This is a genomic window from Microcoleus sp. Pol17C6, from assembly GCF_036701145.1.
In the GTDB taxonomy this organism is placed as follows: domain Bacteria; phylum Cyanobacteriota; class Cyanobacteriia; order Cyanobacteriales; family Microcoleaceae; genus Microcoleus.
Genome location: NZ_JAUBQH010000017.1, coordinates 86,519 through 107,148, shown reverse-complemented (window position 1 = coordinate 107,148; position 20,630 = coordinate 86,519). Strand labels below are relative to the sequence as shown.

22 protein-coding genes are annotated in these 20,630 nt (G+C 45.1%); 6 read left to right on the top strand and 16 right to left on the bottom strand.

Annotation, left to right across the window (positions count from 1 at the left end; all coding sequences use genetic code 11):
* Positions 1-76: 76 nt before the first annotated feature.
* A complete protein-coding gene (locus tag QUA25_RS29460) occupies positions 77-337 on the top strand; it encodes a transposase (protein ID WP_333206449.1) in 261 nt (86 codons plus the stop codon).
* A 423-nt stretch (positions 338-760) separates the two neighbouring features.
* Here the strand turns inward: QUA25_RS29460 and aroF are convergent, their stop codons facing one another.
* The 7 genes from aroF to QUA25_RS11310 form a co-directional block, all read right to left on the bottom strand.
* A complete protein-coding gene (gene aroF / locus QUA25_RS11340; protein ID WP_333037658.1) occupies positions 761-1,822 on the bottom strand; it encodes a 3-deoxy-7-phosphoheptulonate synthase in 1,062 nt (353 codons plus the stop codon).
* A 206-nt stretch (positions 1,823-2,028) separates the two neighbouring features.
* On the bottom strand, positions 2,029-2,502 hold the full coding sequence (locus QUA25_RS11335) for a PAM68 family protein (RefSeq protein ID WP_333037655.1): 474 nt from the start codon (positions 2,500-2,502) through the stop codon (positions 2,029-2,031).
* A gap of 95 nt (positions 2,503-2,597) precedes the next feature.
* Positions 2,598-2,867: a 30S ribosomal protein S15 gene (gene rpsO / locus QUA25_RS11330; protein ID WP_333037652.1), complete on the bottom strand. Its 270-nt coding sequence runs from the start codon at positions 2,865-2,867 to the stop codon at positions 2,598-2,600.
* 150 nt (positions 2,868-3,017) lie between these two features.
* Positions 3,018-3,641 (bottom strand): Holliday junction branch migration protein RuvA, encoded by a 624-nt coding sequence (gene ruvA / locus QUA25_RS11325; RefSeq protein WP_015174486.1) that lies wholly within the window; start codon positions 3,639-3,641, stop codon positions 3,018-3,020.
* 18 nt (positions 3,642-3,659) lie between these two features.
* The gene (locus QUA25_RS11320) at positions 3,660-4,022 is read right to left on the bottom strand and encodes a type II toxin-antitoxin system RelE/ParE family toxin (RefSeq protein ID WP_333037650.1); all 363 of its coding nucleotides are present in this window, start codon (positions 4,020-4,022) and stop codon (positions 3,660-3,662) included.
* Positions 4,012-4,266 (bottom strand): type II toxin-antitoxin system RelN family antitoxin, encoded by a 255-nt coding sequence (locus QUA25_RS11315; protein ID WP_333037648.1) that lies wholly within the window; start codon positions 4,264-4,266, stop codon positions 4,012-4,014. Before QUA25_RS11315 ends, QUA25_RS11320 begins: the two co-directional genes overlap by 11 nt.
* A 201-nt stretch (positions 4,267-4,467) precedes the next feature.
* Positions 4,468-7,104: an AAA-like domain-containing protein gene (locus tag QUA25_RS11310; protein WP_333037647.1), complete on the bottom strand. Its 2,637-nt coding sequence runs from the start codon at positions 7,102-7,104 to the stop codon at positions 4,468-4,470.
* Positions 7,105-8,075: 971 nt separating this feature from the next.
* On the opposite strand from QUA25_RS11310, the gene QUA25_RS11305 reads away from it, so the two are divergent.
* Positions 8,076-8,285: a hypothetical protein gene (locus QUA25_RS11305; protein WP_333037644.1), complete on the top strand. Its 210-nt coding sequence runs from the start codon at positions 8,076-8,078 to the stop codon at positions 8,283-8,285.
* 275 nt (positions 8,286-8,560) lie between these two features.
* Complete coding sequence (locus QUA25_RS11300) at positions 8,561-9,133, top strand: hypothetical protein (RefSeq protein WP_333037640.1); 573 nt, start codon at positions 8,561-8,563, stop codon at positions 9,131-9,133.
* A gap of 60 nt (positions 9,134-9,193) precedes the next feature.
* Here QUA25_RS11300 and QUA25_RS11295 read toward each other — a convergent pair whose 3' ends face one another.
* Positions 9,194-9,367 carry a hypothetical protein gene (locus QUA25_RS11295; protein ID WP_333037637.1) on the bottom strand — a complete coding sequence of 58 codons (174 nt, stop codon included), beginning with the start codon at positions 9,365-9,367 and terminating at the stop codon, positions 9,194-9,196.
* Here QUA25_RS11295 and QUA25_RS11290 point away from each other — a divergent pair.
* Together QUA25_RS11290 and QUA25_RS11285 are read left to right on the top strand one after the other, a co-directional pair.
* Complete coding sequence (locus QUA25_RS11290; RefSeq protein ID WP_333037636.1) at positions 9,366-10,082, top strand: GUN4 N-terminal ARM-like repeat domain-containing protein; 717 nt, start codon at positions 9,366-9,368, stop codon at positions 10,080-10,082. The genes QUA25_RS11295 and QUA25_RS11290 overlap by 2 nt on opposite strands.
* Before the next feature lie 233 nt (positions 10,083-10,315).
* Entirely contained in the window at positions 10,316-10,876 is a 561-nt protein-coding gene (locus QUA25_RS11285) for a Uma2 family endonuclease (RefSeq protein ID WP_333037634.1), read from the top strand.
* A 164-nt stretch (positions 10,877-11,040) separates the two neighbouring features.
* On the opposite strand, the gene QUA25_RS11280 is transcribed toward QUA25_RS11285, so the two are convergent.
* Complete coding sequence (locus QUA25_RS11280) at positions 11,041-13,647, bottom strand: dynamin family protein (protein ID WP_333037631.1); 2,607 nt, start codon at positions 13,645-13,647, stop codon at positions 11,041-11,043.
* A 1,440-nt stretch (positions 13,648-15,087) separates the two neighbouring features.
* On the opposite strand from QUA25_RS11280, the gene acpP reads away from it, so the two are divergent.
* Positions 15,088-15,318 carry an acyl carrier protein gene (gene acpP, locus QUA25_RS11275; RefSeq protein WP_333037666.1) on the top strand — a complete coding sequence of 77 codons (231 nt, stop codon included), beginning with the start codon at positions 15,088-15,090 and terminating at the stop codon, positions 15,316-15,318.
* Between the two features lie 181 nt (positions 15,319-15,499).
* On the opposite strand, the gene QUA25_RS11270 is transcribed toward acpP, so the two are convergent.
* The 7 genes from QUA25_RS11270 to QUA25_RS11240 form a co-directional block, all read right to left on the bottom strand.
* Positions 15,500-15,865 carry a type II toxin-antitoxin system PemK/MazF family toxin gene (locus tag QUA25_RS11270; protein WP_333037630.1) on the bottom strand — a complete coding sequence of 122 codons (366 nt, stop codon included), beginning with the start codon at positions 15,863-15,865 and terminating at the stop codon, positions 15,500-15,502.
* The gene (locus QUA25_RS11265; RefSeq protein WP_333037627.1) at positions 15,859-16,059 is read right to left on the bottom strand and encodes a DUF2281 domain-containing protein; all 201 of its coding nucleotides are present in this window, start codon (positions 16,057-16,059) and stop codon (positions 15,859-15,861) included. Before QUA25_RS11265 ends, QUA25_RS11270 begins: the two co-directional genes overlap by 7 nt.
* Before the next feature lie 50 nt (positions 16,060-16,109).
* Complete coding sequence (locus QUA25_RS11260) at positions 16,110-16,316, bottom strand: DUF433 domain-containing protein (RefSeq protein ID WP_333037625.1); 207 nt, start codon at positions 16,314-16,316, stop codon at positions 16,110-16,112.
* A gap of 70 nt (positions 16,317-16,386) precedes the next feature.
* Complete coding sequence (locus QUA25_RS11255; protein WP_333037622.1) at positions 16,387-17,106, bottom strand: DUF2786 domain-containing protein; 720 nt, start codon at positions 17,104-17,106, stop codon at positions 16,387-16,389.
* A gap of 178 nt (positions 17,107-17,284) precedes the next feature.
* Positions 17,285-18,502: a DUF790 family protein gene (locus QUA25_RS11250; protein ID WP_333037620.1), complete on the bottom strand. Its 1,218-nt coding sequence runs from the start codon at positions 18,500-18,502 to the stop codon at positions 17,285-17,287.
* A 15-nt stretch (positions 18,503-18,517) separates the two neighbouring features.
* Positions 18,518-18,979 carry a DUF3598 family protein gene (locus QUA25_RS11245; RefSeq protein WP_333037618.1) on the bottom strand — a complete coding sequence of 154 codons (462 nt, stop codon included), beginning with the start codon at positions 18,977-18,979 and terminating at the stop codon, positions 18,518-18,520.
* A gap of 54 nt (positions 18,980-19,033) precedes the next feature.
* Positions 19,034-20,575 (bottom strand): DEAD/DEAH box helicase family protein, encoded by a 1,542-nt coding sequence (locus QUA25_RS11240; RefSeq protein ID WP_333037615.1) that lies wholly within the window; start codon positions 20,573-20,575, stop codon positions 19,034-19,036.
* Between the last annotated feature and the right edge of the window lie 55 nt (positions 20,576-20,630).

Here is a 20,630-nt window from a genome sequence, read left to right as displayed (position 1 = left end):
CTCAACGCAGCTCATTTGTCTGTCTTACATGATTGAGCGGCTTGGGTGCGTGAAGCACCGTTTAGTCTAAACTCCAATGGATAATTTACCCGCCCATAAGTTAGCTTCAATCAAGCCCATGATTGAAGCTGTAGGTGCGAGTATTATTTGTTTATCCCCATACTCTCCCGATTTTAACCCAATAGAGCTTTGGTGGTCGCAACTAAAATCTTTTTTGCGTATGTTCGCTCCAACTACCACATCCATGATCGATCAAATAATTGCAGTTGCCCTCAACTTAATCAATCCTCAACATTTAAGAAATTGGTTTGCTAATTGTTGCTACTGTACCTCTTAACAGCGGGAAGTGCTGTATGTGAAAAAAATCCTGAAATAATTTGGAAAAAACTATGTAATTAATTTTGGTCTAGCTACTAAGAATAAGATGGGACTCGGTCGATTGTTAGAGGAAAAGTTTTAACGATCAGTTTTTGGTTATACTTAGCAAAGGTTTCTAGATCTTTATATCCAAAATAGCCGAACATTAGTCCCAAAACAACTAATAGTAATATCAGCGATAATGGGTGTCTTTTTCCTAATTTTTTTCCGTGGTAAATTGACTTTTTTCCAAAAGGGGATTAGAGTCAGCATATAAATTGATTGTTAAGCGATCGCTAAAAATCTTATCAGATAGCGCGATCGCTTTTACTTTTGGCGATCGCACCCGAGAAGGAAACAGCCCTGCCGCGATCGCATTTTACGTTAGGCGTTTCGCCTGCTTTTATGCCAAAACTGGCACGGGCTGCGGCCAACGTCCCATGACTTTACCAATCACCGCCAATTCTTCCATCAACTTGTCGAACTGATCCGGTGTTAAAGATTGCGGCCCGTCAGACAAAGCTTTTTTCGGATTCGGGTGCACTTCAATCATCAGCGAATCTGTACCAGAGGCGATCGAAGCAAACGCCATCGAGGGTACAAACTGCGCCCAACCGGTGCCGTGACTCGGGTCAACCATAATCGGTAAGTGAGTCAGAGTCCGCAACACTGGAACCGCCGACAAATCGAGGGTATTGCGCGTATATTGCCTGTCATACCCGCGAATTCCGCGCTCGCACAAAATCACGTTCGGATTGCCAGAAGCCATGATATACTCAGCAGCCATCAACCATTCTTCAATGGTGGCCGAGATGCCGCGCTTCAGCAAAACAGGTTTGTCTTGAGCTCCGACTTTCTTCAACAGTGAGAAATTCTGCATATTTCTCGCCCCGACTTGGATCACGTCCGCTACTTCCACGATCGCACTTAAATCGGCCGCATCCATAACTTCGGTGATAATTCCCAAACCGCTAGCTTCCCGCGCCGCAGCTAGCAATCCCAAAGCACTCTCGCCGTGGCCTTGGAAAGCGTAGGGGGAAGTTCTCGGTTTGTACGCGCCACCACGGAGAAAATGAGCTCCAGCAGCTTTGACGCGCATTGCCGTTTCGACAATCATTTCTTCGTTTTCGACCGAACAAGGGCCTGCTACGATCGCGATCGGGTGATGCAAGCCGATCATTACAGTTCCTAAAGGAGTAGCAACCGCTACTTCGCTGGGTTCTCCTTGGCGGTACTCCAGAGAAGCGCGTTTGTAGGGTTTTTCCACGCGCAGCACTTCTTCAATCCAGGTGCTCAATTCGCGCAGTTGCATGGGTTCGAGCTCGGCGGTGTCGCCTACCAAACCCATAACAACTTTGTAACGGCCGACGATTTTTTCTGGTATCAAACCCCAGTTAGTGCGGAGGTCTTCGTCTAGTCGATCGATCTCGGCTTCTGGAGTGCCGGCTTTCATTACAATAATCATATTTTTTTTGCCTTTTTAGTTGGGCTAGAAACGGATCATGACTCTGATGCACTGAGAAAAATAGATGCAATGGCGATCGAGAATCTATTTATATCAGTATTTTTAGCATTGTTGTGGGGCTGGTTCTTGTTCCCTCCCCAAATACAAACTCGCTAATGGTTAACAGCTTAGTTTTTAGCTAATGACTAATGACTAATGACTAATGACTAACTTTTTGGCTTCGCGGCGCGCCACGCTTCTCGCATCCGTCCAAAATTGGTATTAAATTCTTCCCACCCCAGAGTGCTTCCTGAAATTTCTTCATCCCAGGAAGCCGAGAGGACTCCGTAGCTTAATCCCAGAACGCCTAGACCAAAACAGCCCATGCTTACCAGCAATACTGCTGTGTTGGGCAAATCAAACAAGCCCTTGCTGACTACCAAATAGCTTACAAAAAATGTGCAAATTCCCAATAGGGTAGGTATGCCGCAGAATACCGCTATGCGAGATATCATGCGTTGACTGACTACTTCTGGGATGGATTGCGCCTGTTTTCCGGTTTTGTTAACTTTCGGCTGCTTGTCGGCAGAATCCGACTCTAAGGCTACACTTGCTTGGGGTTCTGGGGGCTTTTTAGGCGTTTTTTTACGATTCGTTGCCGGTTCAAAGGGCAAGCGCTTGCGGGGTGGTTCGGAGGACATATTTTATCTCTAACCTGAAATCTCGAACATTTTTCAATAAGTCTTGGTGTTTGCCCAAGATTAAAGAATATTGTCGCAAATTTTGGCTTTGGTGTTTAGCCGCGAATGCCTAGACGGGCAATCAATGCTTTGTAGCGCTCGACATTTTCCCTTTGGATGTATGCTAGCAGGCGCTTGCGGCGGCTGATCATCATCATCAAACCGCGGCGGGAGGCGAAGTCTTTTTGGTTGATTTTCAGGTGGGCGCTGAGTTTGGTGATGCGATCGGTCAGCATGGCGACTTGGACATCTGCTGAACCGGTATCGGTTTCATGGGTTTGGAAGTCGCCCATGATTTCTTGTTTGCGCTGTTGTGTAAGAGCCATGAATTGATTTTAGTTTTTTTTGTACGATTGTCACAATCTCCAATGTTATCACAGGGGAAGCATAATAACGATAAAATTTTTGCCAGGGATGGGTTTGTTGGCCCGACAGAATTTTGGTTTTTACTCCCGGTTTTTGGATGTTGTAGGGGATTATCGGCTCAAATAGGCGATCGCCTCACGTATCCAATCATCGGCATTACCTTTGGCGGATAAAGTGCTGTCTTGACTAAGGGTTTGCAGCGCTTGCAAGACTTCAGCCGCAGTGTATCCCATCGCCAGCAGGATCATCTCGACTTCTTCTTGAATAGCTGGGGGGACTCCGGCGGCGACTGAAGTTGTCAAACCTGCTTGCTGTCGCCATTCCGAGAGTTTGCTTTTGAGCTCCAGGGCGAGACGTTCTGCGGTTTTTGTTCCCACGCCCGGAGTTTTGGCAAGGATGCGGGTGTTACCGCCGACGATGGCCTGGACTAAATCTTGTAATCCTAAAGTATCCAGAAGTGCGATCGCCAGTTGAGCACCGACACCGCTAACACTCGTTAACTGCCGAAACAAATCGCGTTCTGCCGCGCTGCCAAAACCGTACAATACGATTTGGTCTTCCTTAACTTGCTGGTGGGTAAAAATTTGGGCGACTTCGCCGGATGCTGGCAATTGACCGGTCACGCGGGGCAAAATTTGGATTTCATAGCCGATTTGATTGACTTCCAGAGTCAATATGACGCGGTTGCTGCCTTTGGCGATATCGGCGACTGTGCCTTTGAGATAGCTAATCATAGAGTTAATAATACACCGCTATTGGCTTTCATCAAACTCGGCGATGATGCTGCGGATTTCGTTGAGACTGATATCTGTTCGATCCGATTTTGAGTAAATGGTTAACAAAAGTACGCTGACGGGCGATTCAATCTGATAAATCATGCGATATCCTGCACTTTTTCCTTTTTGGATGTTGCTGTTTTTCACCCGGACTTTTAAGATGATATAATCTTCGCCCATTCCGGGAATGCGATCGCCAAGAAAATTGCCAGCCTGTAGTTGTTCAATTACGGGCTGGACATCATTGCGGATACTGCGATATCTTTTCGCGAGGGCATACAAATTTGCTTCAAAGTCATCCGCAAATCTGATCGTGATTGCTTCGGCTTCATTCGGCATCGATTCTCTCCCACAGTTCAGAGATTGGTCGGGTTTGTCCGGTTTTAGCTTGCTGCAACGCTCTTTTGAGACTAGCTTTTACTTCTTCAACTGGAGTATCGTCGGGGTCGTATTCAGCTTCATCTGTAGGTTCTTGAAAGAGGACGATAATTCGCACGGGGCCCGGAGTGTCTAGTTTTAAAGGTCGATCGAGAATTAATTGACCTTTTTCGTCGATCGTTCCTGTGACTTCTAAGGCTTTCATTTGTTTTTCCTTAATTTTTTTGAGTTAATACTATTATATAAGGCAGCCCGATTAATTTTGTTTTTGTCATATCGTTTCCGGTTGCATCGGAATCATAAAATCGAGTCAACAGTTAACACTCAACCATTCAGTTTTTCGACCCGCCCCTCAACAGTCAACAGTCAACAGTCAACAATAATTCCGCTGCAACCGGAATTTATATCAATTCAAAATAAGCTGCTGTTTAACCAAAGACAAATCCGTCTTACCAAAATTCACAACCAAAGCCACATTGAAATTTTCCAACGATTTGACAAACCACATAATTTCATTAGAAGCTTTACCTTCATAGTGATTAAACAAAATAGAAAATCGCTTTTCCAACTCGGGTTTGACTTTGCCCGAAAGCAGTACAAGTTTCAGCAGTAAACCCATGGTCCTGCTGGCGCCGAGGTTGTACACCAAATCGTAAAAAACGTAGTGGCTGGGATGTTGGGAATTTTCCACTACTAAGAAGTTGAACAACTGGTGGCAAGTCCGAACTAACAATGAATTATTGAATTTCACCGAGTCATTTTCTCGCAATGTATTTTTGATTTGTTTGTACAAACGGTCATTAAATTGACGCCCGCCGTATTCTGGTTCAACCGAGGATATTAAATATTCATATAAATCCACCTTAAATGAGGCGTAAGATGGAGTTTGTCTGGCATCTCTCAGGAAAAATTGAGCCGCTTCTTTGTAGCTGCGATCGCCTGCTACTTTTCCCGCAAATTCCCTGACCGCTAAGTGCAGTTCTGCATCGTTCAAAAGTGTGGGATTAGGCGCCCGCTGCACAATTCCTATTTCTGTATTTCTCGGCTCAACCATATAATTCAAATATTGAGACAAATGTGTTTCAAATTGCCGCTGTCTTTGAAAAGCCAGTTGTTTGATGGTTTGTTGGTCTTCCTCAATGCTGTCCTTGCTCAGTAGAGAATGGCCGTACAAATAAGGATACCGACAAATCAATTCGCCCAAAGGAGAATCTGTATCTTTTTTCTGCTGTTCCGCCTCTCTATCTAAGGCTTTTACTAAGCGCTCTATGGTCTGGAATTCTTCACTCTTAGTAAAGAAATTTATTTGTTCTTGCAAGCGCTTGACTATGTAAAATTCCATCCCGAATCGGGGAGAATTCTGCTTAAATAAAGCTACCAACTTGGCGATCGCGAATTGGTTTTGGGAATGCAATTGCCAGCGGTTGATCGGGATGTAGCAGCAGCGGTGGAGGAGATATTTAAAGTCCTGATCCGATCGCTTGACGGAGACTATACTATACAAACTTGCTTCAATCTCTCGATCGGGATAGCCCATGCCGTCGATAAATAGCTTTCGGAACCGCTCGATCACCTGTGCGGGGGATTCTGTTTCCACGCAGGAGACGATGTGATCGTACAATCTCTGTTCGTTGCTGCCAATTGGAACACTCTCTGAGGGCGGGGTGAGGATGCTGGTGTCTGCATCTGTGTCTACGCTGCTGTCTGCAACTTGTGCGACAACCACTGTCGGTTTTTCCCCCAAAGTTCGATCGGGATTCAAGAACCAATAGTGTTCTTGGCTCAATTGTTTGTCCGCAGCCCAATCCAAAGCTGACTGCAAACTTTCCCCTGTCAATAACAGCGATTCATCTTCGCGGTCTGAAGCCAGCCATGCTGCTAGCGCGGAGCGGTACGGAGCCAATTTTCCCAGCTCCTTTTCTACCCAGAATCGATTAAAAACTGACTGATAAATTAGGTTGGAAACTATTAATTTACCGTGAGATTTAACAACCAGTCCTGACAGTTGCAATTCGATTTTTTCGGCCGAGTAATCTGCTGGTACTCCCTGCGATTCCCCGATGTTTGTTGGCTGGGGCGGTTGCAAAGCTTGCTGGTACAGCGTTAACAGCCGCGTGAGGTCGCAGTGGCTATGGAAAATGCGAGCGCGTATGGGTATCAAATGTTGGGGTTGGTCTTCTTCTTCCCAATTTTTAATAATTCTGTGTTTGACCAGTTTTTCAACCTGCTTAGCTTCGGAATTTCTGCCGATAAAAGGCCCGTATTCAAGTACCAAGTGGCAAACTTTTTGAGTGAGAAACGGTTGGCCGCCCGTCCAAGCTAATATTTCTTGGAGCACTTTTTGGGGGCGAAAAGCTTTCAGCGCTAATCCTTTTGCTAGTGGTAAACTTTCGTGCAGTTGGAATCGACTTAAATGAATCTGGCGTCCAATATTAAAAGGGTTGCATCTTGGATCTCGGATCAATTCTGAGGGGGCTGCTACTCCCATAACAGCAAAAGTCAGGCGATTGTATTCCGGTTGCTCTGCCCGATTGGAGTAACAAGCCCGGATCAAAGCAAAAAAATCGCTGGTACTGAAATTTAGGCTGCTGATGCTGTCAATGTCATCTAGGAAAATTACCAGATTTTGCTGAAGTGACTTGAGCAAAACTTTTTCGATAAATATCTCCAATCGCTGGATCGGTGATAGCAGTTCGCGATCGTTCCACCACTTGATGGCATCAAACCTGTTTGTGATGTGTAAACTGCTTGCCATGCGGTAGATGATTGCGGCATACCACTTTTGGGGGGAGATATCTGGGCTGCTGATGCTTCTCAAGTTGATGGCGGCAAAAACTGTACCTTCGGCTTGCAACCTTTTGGCCGTTTGCACTAGCAGGCTGGACTTTCCCATTTGTGGCGAACTCAACACGTAGCAGAAGTCTCCGGCTTTGAGTCCTTCGTAGAGTTCGCTGTCTGCCGATCGCCTGACATAGGTGGGCGCAGCGGCAGGCAAATATCCTCCGACTTGATATTGGTACGTTGAGTTGACTTCTGCTGTCATCTGGGAATTCATCAAGATGCTGCGCCCCTATGCTGTTTACTCGAAAGGTTACAAATTGCAATTATTGCCAGCTTACTATGGTGGAAAATTTTTGTTCCTCTTTCTCTATTGTCTACTAGCTCAGCTTTCTCCTTGTCAATCTTTACCGTATCTTTGCAAGGGTTCGCCGCCAATCCTACGATCGGCCCAATTTTACCCCGCCACTTGATTTTTTACACTCGTTCACATAAATAATTAGATGAATTTTTACTCGATCGGATTGAAAACGCTAAAACGCCCTTTTTTTCACATTTTTTTACAATAATACTTTAAATTTCACCCGATGGTATGATGTGGGCAGGGAAACTCATAACCACAGCGCCGTCAACCTTCTGCCTTCAGATCCGCCTGCCGGATGCTAGAGAAAAACGCTGAAGAATGGCTGCCAATAAAAAACCCCAGCGTTTTGCTGAGGACTGCTTGAGTGGGAGATATCGTTAATCTGCGTTTTTTTAGTTGACTTAGATTGCATGGAATTCCATGCTGCTGACCTTCCCCGGGCTTTCGCGTTCGGGGATTCCTAAGAACAAACTTTTCAGGATGCATCCACAAAAAGTTTAATTCTTAAAGGCTTTGTCAGTACCAGGCTAACCACTTACTCAACTATAAAAGTTAATGCTGTGGCTAATTGTAGAAGATGCGCCCTGATGGCTTAACTACCCGATGGATTAGCACCCTGATGGCTTAACTCCCTGATGGATCGACGCCCTGATGGCTTTCGCTCCACTACCCAAAAAAATCTGGTTGGTGGATGATCGTGGACGTTAGTAACACGTCACTTCCGGCGTTTCCGATCGCAAGCGGGTGTGCCTGTCTGAATTGATTATGGCAGGCAGATTTATCAGAAGACAAGTGGGCTATTGCATCAACCCATTTCTGATAGATCGGGTTAGCCAAAAAGTGTCAATCTACGGAAATCAGGGTCATCGAACATGAAAAACAGCATCTTAGTATTAGGGGTAATTGCCTCGGCTGGCTTCGGCTTTTTCCAGGCAGGCAGCGCCAGCGCTTCAGCGATCGCCCCACAACATTCATCAGCCAGTAGTTTGACGGCTTGGGAGAGTCGTCCCGACTTTAACTACACTGGAACGAATGAGGATGGGGACCAAGAAGAGGTAAAAACGGGTAAAGGCAGGAAATAATTGGCGCTCTTGTGTGGTTTGCTCTTGTGCGGTTGTGGTTGTGGTTGTGGTGGCATTTGTTGTCGCAACCGCCTCTGATCGAGGCGGTTAAAACTCGATCCCAATATCAGTCTACCTAATCCCGGGGGTGGGGGTCAGTTTCAGAGAACAGTGAATGGGAAAATAAATAGGTAAGGCGAGTCTGTCGGTGGAGTTTCCCCGCCTATCAACTTCCTTACCTTCTGATGTTCGGGATTTGGATCTGGCACAATCGTATTTGATATCGTAAAAACCCAATGGAAAATACTCTCGAAACTACCCGCAGACAGCGCGTATTGACACGAACCCAGGAACGGCGTCAGGCGACACCCAAAGAAAAACAGTTGATTCACCTGCTAGCCAATATGGCTTGCAGTTTGATTAAATACGACTACAAACACGCAGCAGGAAAGGGAACCCTCCCGCCTTCGGAACGCAAGCGTTTAGCGGAATGGCACTACCTGCGAGTTCAGCAAATTCGCCGGATCGAACGCTCATTGGAGCCCGTAGCGACTCTGAAGCGGGTGTATTACAAGAGCATTCTCAGTCCGAGGGATCTGAAGTCTTTGAAACTTCTGTGGCTTGAGGAGGACAAAAACCGCGTCAAACGGGTCGATCCTGACTTGGACGACATCCTCAGCGAAGCTTTGGATCGGGGAGATACTTTAAAACAGCTATTTCACTCGATCGAAGTCAAAGAACGCACCTTTTCTGCAACTCCTAGCCCCGGCGCCGTGCCGCTTTGGGTCAAAGAGTGGGAAGACTCGGAATATGACATAAACTTTTTTCCGCCTTCGTTCTCTGCATGGGTTTCCATCGTGGACGACTAGGTTCAAGAAAAACTCTTTGACATGGCATCGATCGTAAAATTCAGATGGTAGACTTTTTTGCTATTGCTGCCATTGGCGAAGAGGGTGGGGGCGATCGGCTAAACCAGGCGGCGTGGCGCGCAGGCCTCCGAGTACAGAGAAGTGAATCGGAGTCAGTACCATTGTACAATGGGGGAAAACCAGGGCTTCAGCTAATCGCTGATAGCTGATAGCTGATAGCTGATAGTTTCTCATGACTGACTCGATTTCTACTTCTCCTCTAGACTCGGCGGCCGATACAGCCGAACTCCGCTCTCAGTTGAGGTCGGGTTCGGAAAAAGCTCAACTGCAACTGCTGCAACAACAAATAGCAGATTCCGGTTGGGATGTATTGATGGAATTTTTATTAGAGCGCAAGTCAGATGCACCGACTGCGGTAATGGGTAAGGCTTACCAAATTCTTTACAGTGCTAATTCTCCGAGAGCTACGGAGTTTTTGCAAGCGAATTTTCCGACTGGGCTTGTGCCGCTGCGATCGGACTCTAACATTGATTACACTCCGCTGCAACAATTATTGGCGTTACAGGAATTTCAAGAAGCCGATCGCTTGACTTTAGATAAGCTTTGTGAATTGGCGGGGGGAACTACCCCGCAGAGAAAGTGGCTGTATTTTACGCAAGTTGAAAGTTTGCCGGTAACGGATTTGCAAACAATTAATACGCTGTGGAAAGTTCATTCCGAAGGCAAATTTGGCTTTTCGGTGCAGCGGGAAATTTGGCTCGGTTCGGGGAAGAATTGGGATAAGTTGTGGCCGCTAATTGGCTGGAAGAAGGGCAATAATTGGACGCGGTATCCGCAAGAGTTTATCTGGGATTTGAGCGCGCCTAGGGGTCATTTGCCGCTGTCGAATCAGTTGCGGGGAGTGCAGCCTTTTGCAGCTTTGATGGCTCATCCTGCCTGGTTGAAGTGAATGGTTTTCCGTCGGGCTTTTGGAGAATGTGGGGCGGGCTGGATGGCCGGCCCCGCTATTGTTTTTGGGGAATTGGGATTTTGATTTTTGAGGCGCAGAAATTCACAGAAATTCACAGGCGGGACGCCTGTTCCACTTTTGGCATAAAGGGAGAAGGGCGATCGCACTTCTAAGGAATTTGGAAAATTTTATACAATACTTATATCAACTAATTAGCAAGAGGGCTGGGAGTCATGGTAGGCATAGGAACCAAACTCACTTTAGCAGAATTTCTAGCTTTGCCCGACGGAGATATATATTGTGAGTTTGTAGATGGTGAAGCAGTTCCTAAAGTGTCTCCAAAATTTTTTCATTCCAGTTTACAGGGAGCTTTGTGTCGCCTGATTCGTGTATGGTGTAAAGGACGCGGGCGAGTGCTTCCAGAATGGGAAATTTTGTTAAAACGTCAGGATAAAGATTGGGTACCTGTTCCCGATTTAACGTACATTTCTTATGAACGTCTGCCGAAAAGTTGGCGGCGAAATGAAGCTTGTCCCGAAATTCCTGAACTGGTGATTGAGATTATCTCTCCTGGTCAAATGATGCAGGAATTTGAAGAGAAGGCGAAAGATTATTTGGCGGCGGGCGTTCCGCGAGTTTTGGTTATAGATCCAGAGGCTATTTTAATTAGAAGCTTTTTCCCCGATGGTTTGAGTCAAGTTTATACGGATAATACACTAATTTTGGATGAGTTGCTGCCTGGTTTGGAGTTGACGACTAGACTGATTTTTGAAGAAGCGGAATTGATTGATTGATTAAGGGCGATCGTACTCTGTGCAAGATATCAGTGGTAAGGTGTGTGACCACGGGAAAACTTTGAAGGAGTGGCGGTGGGACTATTGACTGTCAGGCAATGGGACAAAACCATAGTATTTACAAGGTACTATGGTTTTTTTGCGCTTACCTGTTACTCATTGAACTAGCGATCACTTTGATTTAAGATTGTTTCAATTTGACTCTGTACTTGTTCTAGTTCCCGACGTTTGTCAGCCAGCCAAACCTTTTCTGCCTCGCATTCTGCTTGATTTTGGCGATCGCGCTTTTCCTGCTGTTCTAATAAATTATCCCACAGCGAGATCGCTTTTGACATCGCATCGCTATTGGCGTTAGTGCGATCGTTAAACACTGTAATAATTCTTTCTTGTACCTTCTCAAAAATAGACTGGGCAGATTCGTCAAATTTCTCAACGCCTAACTCGCAAACTTTTTGCTTAATCTGATCTTTAACAGCATCGCCATCTAAAAAACTAAAGCCAAAACCGCCACCAGCGCCAGCAGCTAAGCCACCCAAAATAACTCCTATAAAACCAAGTCCTGTAAAAAATAGCAACCCAGCACCTACTAATGCACCGAGACCCAAACCAACGCCTAAGCTTTCATCACTACCGATATTTGGGTTAATTGAGGAAGCAATTCCCCTTCCACTTGCGCCAAATCCGCCTAAGCTACCTGCTGTTGCTAAGTTATTGAATTGAGCGACAAGGCTAGTGCTGAGTTGCTGGTCAAACTGTTGAAATTCTTGCCGTATTGCATCAATATCTTCACCGATTTGGCTGTCTAGCACTCCCATATTTTGTTGTAAAATTGACTGTACTTTTTGATTGCCCCAGTCATCAATTTCTTTGGTAATGTCTCGTACAAATTGATCGGCATAATCTTTAGTCAACTTGTCTTGACTCATGATGTGTCCGTGTTCGGAAGTCCAGCGATGACTTTTTGCCATCAGGCGTTCTCCCAATTCTTCCACCCATTCATTCCAAGATTCAAGAGCTTCTTCTAAAGATTGCTCCATCAATTCATTAGCTAAAAATCTAATTTTAACCTCGCGACCGCTTACTTCCGCCATTTGTTCAAATATTTTCTGCTTATCTCCTCGATCAACTGTCAATTTTCCCTCTAACATTTCCCACCATTGATTCAATTCCTGACAACCAGTGTCAATAATTTGCTGAATTCCGGCGGCGGACTGCCGAAGTGCGATCGCCCCTCTTTCCACTGTCAAAAACTGTTCCAGAGATTTGGTAAAATCCTGAAAAGATTTCACATACTCATTTTCCGTCCCATCCAAAATAGCCTCAAGTGCAGATTGAGCCGAGATCAAATGAATCCGGTTTTCACCAGCGATCGAATTTTGACTCTTAACAATCGTTTCCACCCTTTGTCTTACCTGGTTGCGTCTTTCTTCCCCACGCAGCAAATCCGCAAAATTAACTAAAACAAAAATACTCTTCGCAGGTTCATCATCTTTGCCGGGATTCAACTCTTTTTTCAAATACAAAAGCAATTCTCGCTCTTTTTCTGTCAAAACCATGTGAGCGTGAGTCAAGAAAATCACCGCGTCGGTTGTTTTGAGAACCTGTTCGGTGACTAACGTGCGTTCCGCTTGTTCGTTCAATCCGGGAGAATCAATAATTTCTACACCATTGCGGCACAATTCGAGATTCGGATGCTCGAAACTGATTTCTTTGATTTCTGAATTGACAATTTCACCTCCAAAAGAACCTAAAGCCACTTCCTCAGAAATTGAAGCTTTATCTTTATATTGCTCAGGTGAAATCTCCTCCTCGCGTCCGTCATTGTATTTGCAGATAACCCGCTGCTGTGGCCCGTATTTTAAAACCGTTACCGTACCGCTACAGGGAATATCTCGCACCGGTTGAATTTCCTCACCCAACAAAGCATTGAGTAAAGTAGATTTTCCTTTACTAAACTCGCCGACAACAGCAACGCGAAACCGCTGAGATTGTAATTTACGAGATATCTTTGTTACTTCTTCTGTTAAATTAGGAGATAGCACGTTGCGATCGCTTCCATCTAGCAGAGTTAAGCCGAGTTTTCCGCAAACCGCATCCAGTTGTTGTCTATACTCCTGAAACTTTTTCAACTGCTGATATGACGATACTGAATGCTTGCGATCGTTTTGTTGTTTCGGTTTTGCTGGCAAATGTTCGATAATGTGACTGGCAGCACGGACAAACAAAGAATCGATAGATTGAAATCGTGCTGGATCGAGTAACGAGTGGACTTCTGCTAAAGCTGCTGTATCGCTTATTGCTTGACTGCTAAAACTCGCTTCTAAAACAGTCAAAAATCGCCCCTCAATTCCGAGTTTGTTGGCGACAATCGTCAAATACTCTTTTTCGCGTTTATCTATTGTCCCATCTGCCGCCGACATTTGATACCCAAAACTAATCAGCAGCAGTTTTTCCTCCTCAGAAAAACACGCTGTCAGCGCCAGCAACGCGGTCAATTTCTTGTAAACTTGCTGTTCCCGCACGCTCTTAACCATCGGCATTACCAATGGGCGCAAATTGTTGTTAGCGGGAATAAGCTCCGTAAAAGTTGTCCGCAATCGCTGCGTTTCCTCAGCACTTACCGTACCGTCGGCATGAATGACTCCCAGCAATACCGTCACCAATCCCGCAAGAAAAAGCACGGGCGGAGTAATATCCTCTTTTCGTAGGTTTTGCCCTGTCAGTCGGGAAATAAGCTCAACCGTTTGCGGACTAATTACCGAAGTGTCCATTTGCCGCGCCTTTAGATAATTTTTTTTATTGAAACTATCATAATATATTAGTTATTCTGTGGATTGGTAACACGGTAAAAATTGATGATGAACTTTGTATTTCCCGCAGCGGTACAGGCTGCGATCGAGGCTGGCAAGTACGTACAAGTGTTTACATCCGCTGGAGTGCCGATCGGCATGGCCAGAGATGAAGCGACGGGACAGTTCGTCGCCCATGCCGTGGGCGCGGCCCTCAACAACAGCCCGCTATCGCCGTTAGTCTCGCCGTTGCAGTTTGCGATGCAAGGCTTGCAGATGCAACAAATGCACATGGGCTTTCAAGCCGTCCAAGCGAGTTTGGGCGTGCTGCAAGCGACAACAGCCGTCATTGGTGTGGGAACTGTGGCTGGGGTAGCCTTGTCAGCGGTGAATTTGCACCAGACATTGAAACTAAAAAAAGCGGTAGAGAGGCTGGAAGTTAAAGTAGAAAATGGTTTCATCAATTTAGAACAACTTTTGAAAGGTCAAGGCGCGGAAATTAAGCAATTAATTTCCGAAGTGGTTGCAGATATAAAATTTGAGAACCATCGCCTAGTCTTAGTGCGGGCTTACGGGTTATTTAATCAAGCAATTCAACGAATGCGATCGGCTTTGCAAATTCAAGACATTAACCGTCGCAATGCTGAAATTGACGCAGCGCGGGGGATGTTGTTTGAAGCTTTAGCAGACTACAGAAATCCGCATTTATTAGAAGAAACTTGTGCGGCGGGACAGTTGCGGCGGTTAGAGTGCAGTTGGGCGATCGAGCAAAGTATTATCGGCACGTATCAGGTACAAAATGAATTTGGTGCTGCGGGCGATCGGCTTTCTCAACTTCAACAACAAATCCGTCAAGATGGCTTAACAGTAATTGCCGGCTGCGACTCTGACGAGGAACTAGATTTTCTCTTCCCAGAAATCACGCGAATTCACAATCACGATTTAGCTGCCTTAGACATTTGGCTTAATCAGATTGAATGGACTAAAGCTTTGCCCGAAAGTGAGCTAAAACAGTTACAGAGTAAAGATTTTACTAATGCAAACTTTTCATCAAGCGGTGATAAAAAATCAGCAACAACAGCTTCAGCAATACCGGATGAACAGTTATTTTATGAAAATTTGCGGCCTAAGTCTCATTTTTATTCTCTTCGGACTCAACTGGAATTAATGCTCGATCCGCAGCAGCGTCAAGAGTATGAAGATTATATCCTTGAGCAAGGGCAAATAGCTGGTCATAAAAGTTTAGTATCGTCGAACTTGGAAAAAGCGTCTGATTTTGCTGTTGCTAATCTGTTTTACTATTTCAGAGTCCGGGATAAATCGGAAGACGAATCAGAATTAGATCCTGATGAAACTACAACTGATACCACTACTCCTAACGTTTTTGCTGAATCTTCCCCAAGTGGTAAGGTTAAGCAGCAAATCTATGAAAAAGTCAAAGCCGTTATTGCCAAGCAACTAGAAGTTGATGCAAGTCAAGTCACCATCAACGCTAATTTTGCCAATGATTTAGGAGCCGATTCTCTCGATGCAGTAGAGCTAATTATGGCAATCGAGGAGGAATTCGACATTGAAATTCCCGATGAAGTTGCCGAGCAAATTAGTACCGTTCAACAGGCTGTTGATTACATTTACAAAAAAATTGATGTTTAAAAAGCCAAGACAGTAACCAACTTCAAATTCCTGAAACAACAAAAGCTCAGATTCAAGATGATTCCCAAACTATGAAATAATTTGGGTTAACTTCAGATTCAGGAATATTTAATTGCTATGATGAATTGTCAGAATTTCAGTTAGGTCTCAATCCTCATAATCAATGACGAAAAGCGATCGCTCACAAGCCTAAAATCACACGTAGGGCTACTGCCAGCTCATCCATATAATTTTCATCTAAATGACCGATTACCCTAATAACCCTAGATTTGTCGATCACTCGAATCTGTTCGCAAAGTATTACTGAATCTTGATTTAAACCCCCAACTCCAGATGGAACAAATACATGAGAAGGTAAAAGAGCGCGACGAATCTTTGTAGTAAACGGTGCAATAATAGTATGAGGACTTACTGCATTAGCACGGTCAATCTGTAAGATGACAACAGGTCTTATACCAGCTTGCTCTGTACCAACTACCGGATTCAAATCGCATAACACAACATCTCCTCTTGTATATGTTGGATTTACTGATGAAGATCCTACCATTGAATCTCTCCACGGGCTAACTTTTCTTCGTAGGCTTCTAAATTCTTTAAATAGTCAGAAAAGTCTGATTCAGTAAGCTGTGGCAATTCACTGTTGTATTTAAGGAGCAAAAAGTCTATAAAATCATTCACCTCTTGAACAAGTGACTCCGGCAGTTGGCTAATTTTAGCAATAGTTAGATCGTAAACTGTCATGTTTTTACCCTATGTATCTTATTCACTTAACTATAACGCTCTCGCTCCAATTACCGTTTAGCTGCGAAACTCAAGCAAGCCCAAATATCCTGTTGGATGAGATAGGGAAAATCATCTAGAATTTCTTGATAAGTCATCCCAGAAGCAAGATATTCCAGCACGTCATAGACTGTAATTCTCATGCCTCGAATACAAGGTTTACCACCTCGTTTACCAGGTTCGATCGTAATTATATTAGCGATATCTTGGTCTGACATGGCTCTCTTCTGTTAGTTTCTGTTTTTAATTCTAACCTAGGAAGCTGATTTTCACGATCGCACATCCTACTCAAAGACATTCATTAAGTTGTTTCATATCCCCTTGCGGCTGCACTTGCTTGTGCAAACTAATTTTGTCGCCCACTTCATACCCCGAATTAAAACCCGCCGCGCTGCTGACTTGAGAATCTGTTCTCGTTCTAATTTTAACCCCTCGGCCCTCTAGATAATCCGCGATCGCCTGTTGATTTTTCTCAAACATCGATCGTACTACAATCCCTGGAGTCGCCGCCACATCCCCCGAACCCGGAATCCCCGACTCTTCCATCTCCTGTTTTTGTTCCAACAATCTTTGTCTTAACCTTGTCGCGCATCCAACCCGAAAAGCATTCAGATACGCCAACCCCCTGCCGTTTCCTTTGCGGTATTTAGCCCTTTTTTCAATTGCAGAACTCAAATACTCGTACAGATGTTTGCAAACAATCAGGTTTGTAGAAGTTCCCACCAAAAACATACTGCCATTATAAGTGTTTCGCATGGCATTGCAACCGTTAGCGTCGGCAATTCCCGAAAGCAGCATCATTTTCCAAGTGACAAATTTCGATGTTGTTTCAACAGAGTCTTCGTCAATCTCTTCTTGGTGATTTGGTCCTAAATCCGCGAGGCTGAGATTGTATTGTGCCAGTAAAAGGGAAGCTTTTTCGGCCGCAGCAGTCGATTCGTTTTCATTTGATGAGGTGGCAAGGGCTAAAAGCTTTTTGATTCTTTCGACAATACTTGTGTCTGCCATTTTTCAATCGGTTTTAGGGTGAGAGTATGCGGTGGCAAGGATTTGGGTGAATTCCTATTTTAGTATAGCTGGGAATGTGCGATATTTTTTGAGGAGGATTTTTTTGAACCGCAGAGGGCGCAGAGGGCGCAGAGAGAGAGAGAGAAAGAAAGAAGTTCCCAACTGGGGCGCGGATTGGTTACTCTTCGAGGACTTCCAGGACTGATTTGGGCAACAATTTATCTTTAAACCAGACTACTTTTGCTGGCACGTCATTTACATTCACCCCGGCTTTTTCTAAATTCAGCCGTTCGGAAATAGCTAAAATCAAGTTATCGCATTCAGACTTATGTACTTGTGCAAATTTCTTTTGCAAATACTCCGGCCGCCAATAGCCAACTATTTCTAATAAAAATACTCGCCCGTCGGGATGCACCAACCGAAAGTCGGGAATCATCACACTACCTGGAATCGGAATTAAATCAACTTCTCGCTCTAGTTGCCACTCGGTTTTTGTGGAATTCCATCTTTCAGCAAATGCTGCTTCTAACATACTATCATAAGGCTTGCCAGGGGGATAGTGGCTGACTAAACCGCAGTCGGAATTTAGGGTGAATTTACCTATTTTCAAAACGCCACTAAAAGGATCTTTTGTGTGCAGTGTCGAGTGCATACTCCATTTGGTGACGTGCAGCAGTGCCGGCAGCATTTTCGCCAGGGCTAAGCCGTAGCGGGTGCTGGGTTTGAACAAGCTTGTAGGGCCGTCTATTGTCAGTGTAAAACCGTGGTCTGCATCGCCTTCAATGTAAGTCATTAATTGAAATAGTTTCAGATAGCGAAATAAGAGTTTGTATTCTCCTGGATCGTTGCGGTGGGCGGTTAATTGGACTTGACTTGCTCGGTAAAATATGCCTTGAACTTGAGAAAGATTGTATTTGTGAAGCAAGTTTTCGGGAGTTGGTGCATTAAACTCAGTGAGGATTTTATTTTCGTTTAAATCGGCGTATAAACCTGTAGTGATTTCGTGAGGTAAAACTTCTCTGTTTAAGTCTTGGCTGAGTTCACTTGCTACTTTTTCCAGGGTTAATTGGGTGGATTGAGGGCTGGGAGTCGATCGGGCAGACAAGGCAAAAACCCGCTGTCTCAACTCTGAGGGTTCTAGGGGACTGATGACTTCCAAGGTGCAGAAACCGCCTTTCAGCAGGTGCGCTAATCCCCGTTTCAGCCGATAATCCGGGCTGTCGCCTTCTAATTCTAGCAAGCGTCCGTCGAGCTCGCCTTGGGTTTTGCCGATCGACTCTTGAAAGCAGTCGATCGTTTCCTTTGCTGCTTCTAAGTTTTTAGCATCTATCTTGAGGCGGAGCGGGATGATTGATTCCCCGTTTTGGCGGTGACTTAATAAATCAGTTGGTAGCATAAGCAGTGAAAAGTTTTACTCAATTTTTTTTTCAACAATCACCGTAACTCCCCTAAGTTTTCCCTCTTCAGTCAAGAGTTGGGTAGTCCGAATTCGCCGATCGGAACTGACGATATTGATGGTTTCAACAGCCATCAGAATGCCAGTTGCTTTGTCCCACGTTTGAAAAATTATCAAATTATCTCCAACTTCTGTGGCTAGTGTTTTGTAGTTGGAAAAAACCGAGTCTGGGCTTTCATATTGCACTTGCCCTTCACCGACAACATGACCCACAAAATTTTTGGTTTCACTCTTGCCATTGGCATAAGTTTGAACGTTTGTTTGCCTCCACTCGTTGTCAACAATTTTCATGGTTAACACTGATGTCAAACGCTCGGTTTCTTTGCAGTCGGCATCGAGTCTTGTCCAGTTTCCCTCCCAAACTCCAATATGCTTGGGGAAGACTTTAAAGTTAGTTATTTGTGCAGTTGCGCTCATTTTTAGGTAAGGTAAATTAGTTGTTAATGAGATTATACACTAAGTTTGCAATATTTAATCTTCATTTTCTTCATCATTATTTTCTCCCCATTTTTGAGGCGACTCGGCCGCGCGCTGGGTTGTCTGGCGGTTGACTCCGTAAATCGGAGTGGGCTTGATAATTTCTACTTGCTGATATTCTGGCTTTGGCGGTTCTATTTGTGTTTGTGGTTGGGGTTTGTGAGGCTGCATTCCTCCTCGGCGGCGTTGAGAAGTTCTTTCTTCGCTGGTGTCTTCGGTGACGACTTCGTAGAGAATTGCTAACTTGTTTGCATCGCTGCTTTTGCGGAGAACTCGACCCAATCGCTGAATGTACTCGCGTTCGCTGCCCGTTCCTGACAATATGATAGCAATTCTGGCGTCGGGAACGTCCACTCCTTCGTTGAGGACGTGGGAGGCGACTAGGGTTTTGTATTCGCCGCTGCGAAAGTGATCGAGAATTTCGTGGCGTTCTTTGACTGGGGTTTGGTGGGTAATTGTGGGGATGAGAAATTCTTGGGAAATTCGGTAAACTGTGGCGTTGTCACCCGTGAAAATTAGGGTGCGTTGGGGAGAATGTTCTGCTAGTATTTGGGCTAAGATTCGCAGTTTTCCTTCGGTACAAAGGGCGATTTCTTTGGCTTGGCGGTGGGCTAGAATGGCGCGCCGTCCTAGGGGCGATCGCGCGCTTGCCATGATAAACTGTTTCCAACCTTCGAGGCTGGATATTTTGATGTTAGACTGTTTTAAGAAGTCGTTGCGAATGTTGATTAATTCTGCGTAGCGAGCACTTTCTTCTTGTGACAGTTTTACCATGATTTGAACTATTTTATGATCTGCTAAAGCATCGCCTGCCAAATCTTCGGGTCTTTTGCTAAATACTGTCGGGCCGATCAGGAAATGTAAATCGCTGTGGCGACCATCTGTGCGATCGGGTGTAGCTGTCAGTCCGAGTTTAAAAGGCGCGATCGCATATTCGGAAATTACTCGATAAAAGTCCGTTGGCAAATGGTGGCATTCGTCAAAAACCAGCAAACCGTATTTATTGCCCAAGGTTTCTGCATGAATACTTGCACTGTCGTAGGTTGCCACTAAAATTGGCGTTTTGTCCCGCGAACCTCCGCCCAACAATCCGATTTCGATGTCGGGAAAAGCTGCTTTTAAATTAGCATACCACTGGTGCATTAAATCGAGAGTTGGTACTACAATTAATGTACTGCGACCAGTGACTTGCATGGCTAATTGTGCCAGATAAGTTTTGCCGGAAGCTGTAGGGAGGACGACTACTCCTTGACTGCCTGCTTCCTGCCAAGCTGCGAGGGCTTGTTCTTGATGTGGGTAAGGCTGCATTTCCACGCTGGGTATGAGTTCGAGTAATTCGTATGCCCTAGCTTCGTCGGTGAAGTGAATGCACTCGGCTTGCAGGCATTCTACCAGCGGGCGGTAGTGAATGGCTCGAATGCGGTATTTTTCCACGCGATCGTCCCAAGTGGCAAAGTCCACCCAGTCTCTGCCTTTGGGCGGCGGGTGCAGCAATAGAGTTCCGCGATCGAATGTTAAGGTAGGTATTCGTGGCATTTTTTTTTAGAGACCTGAGTCGCTGCTGTTAAATTATAAATGACCGATCGAATAT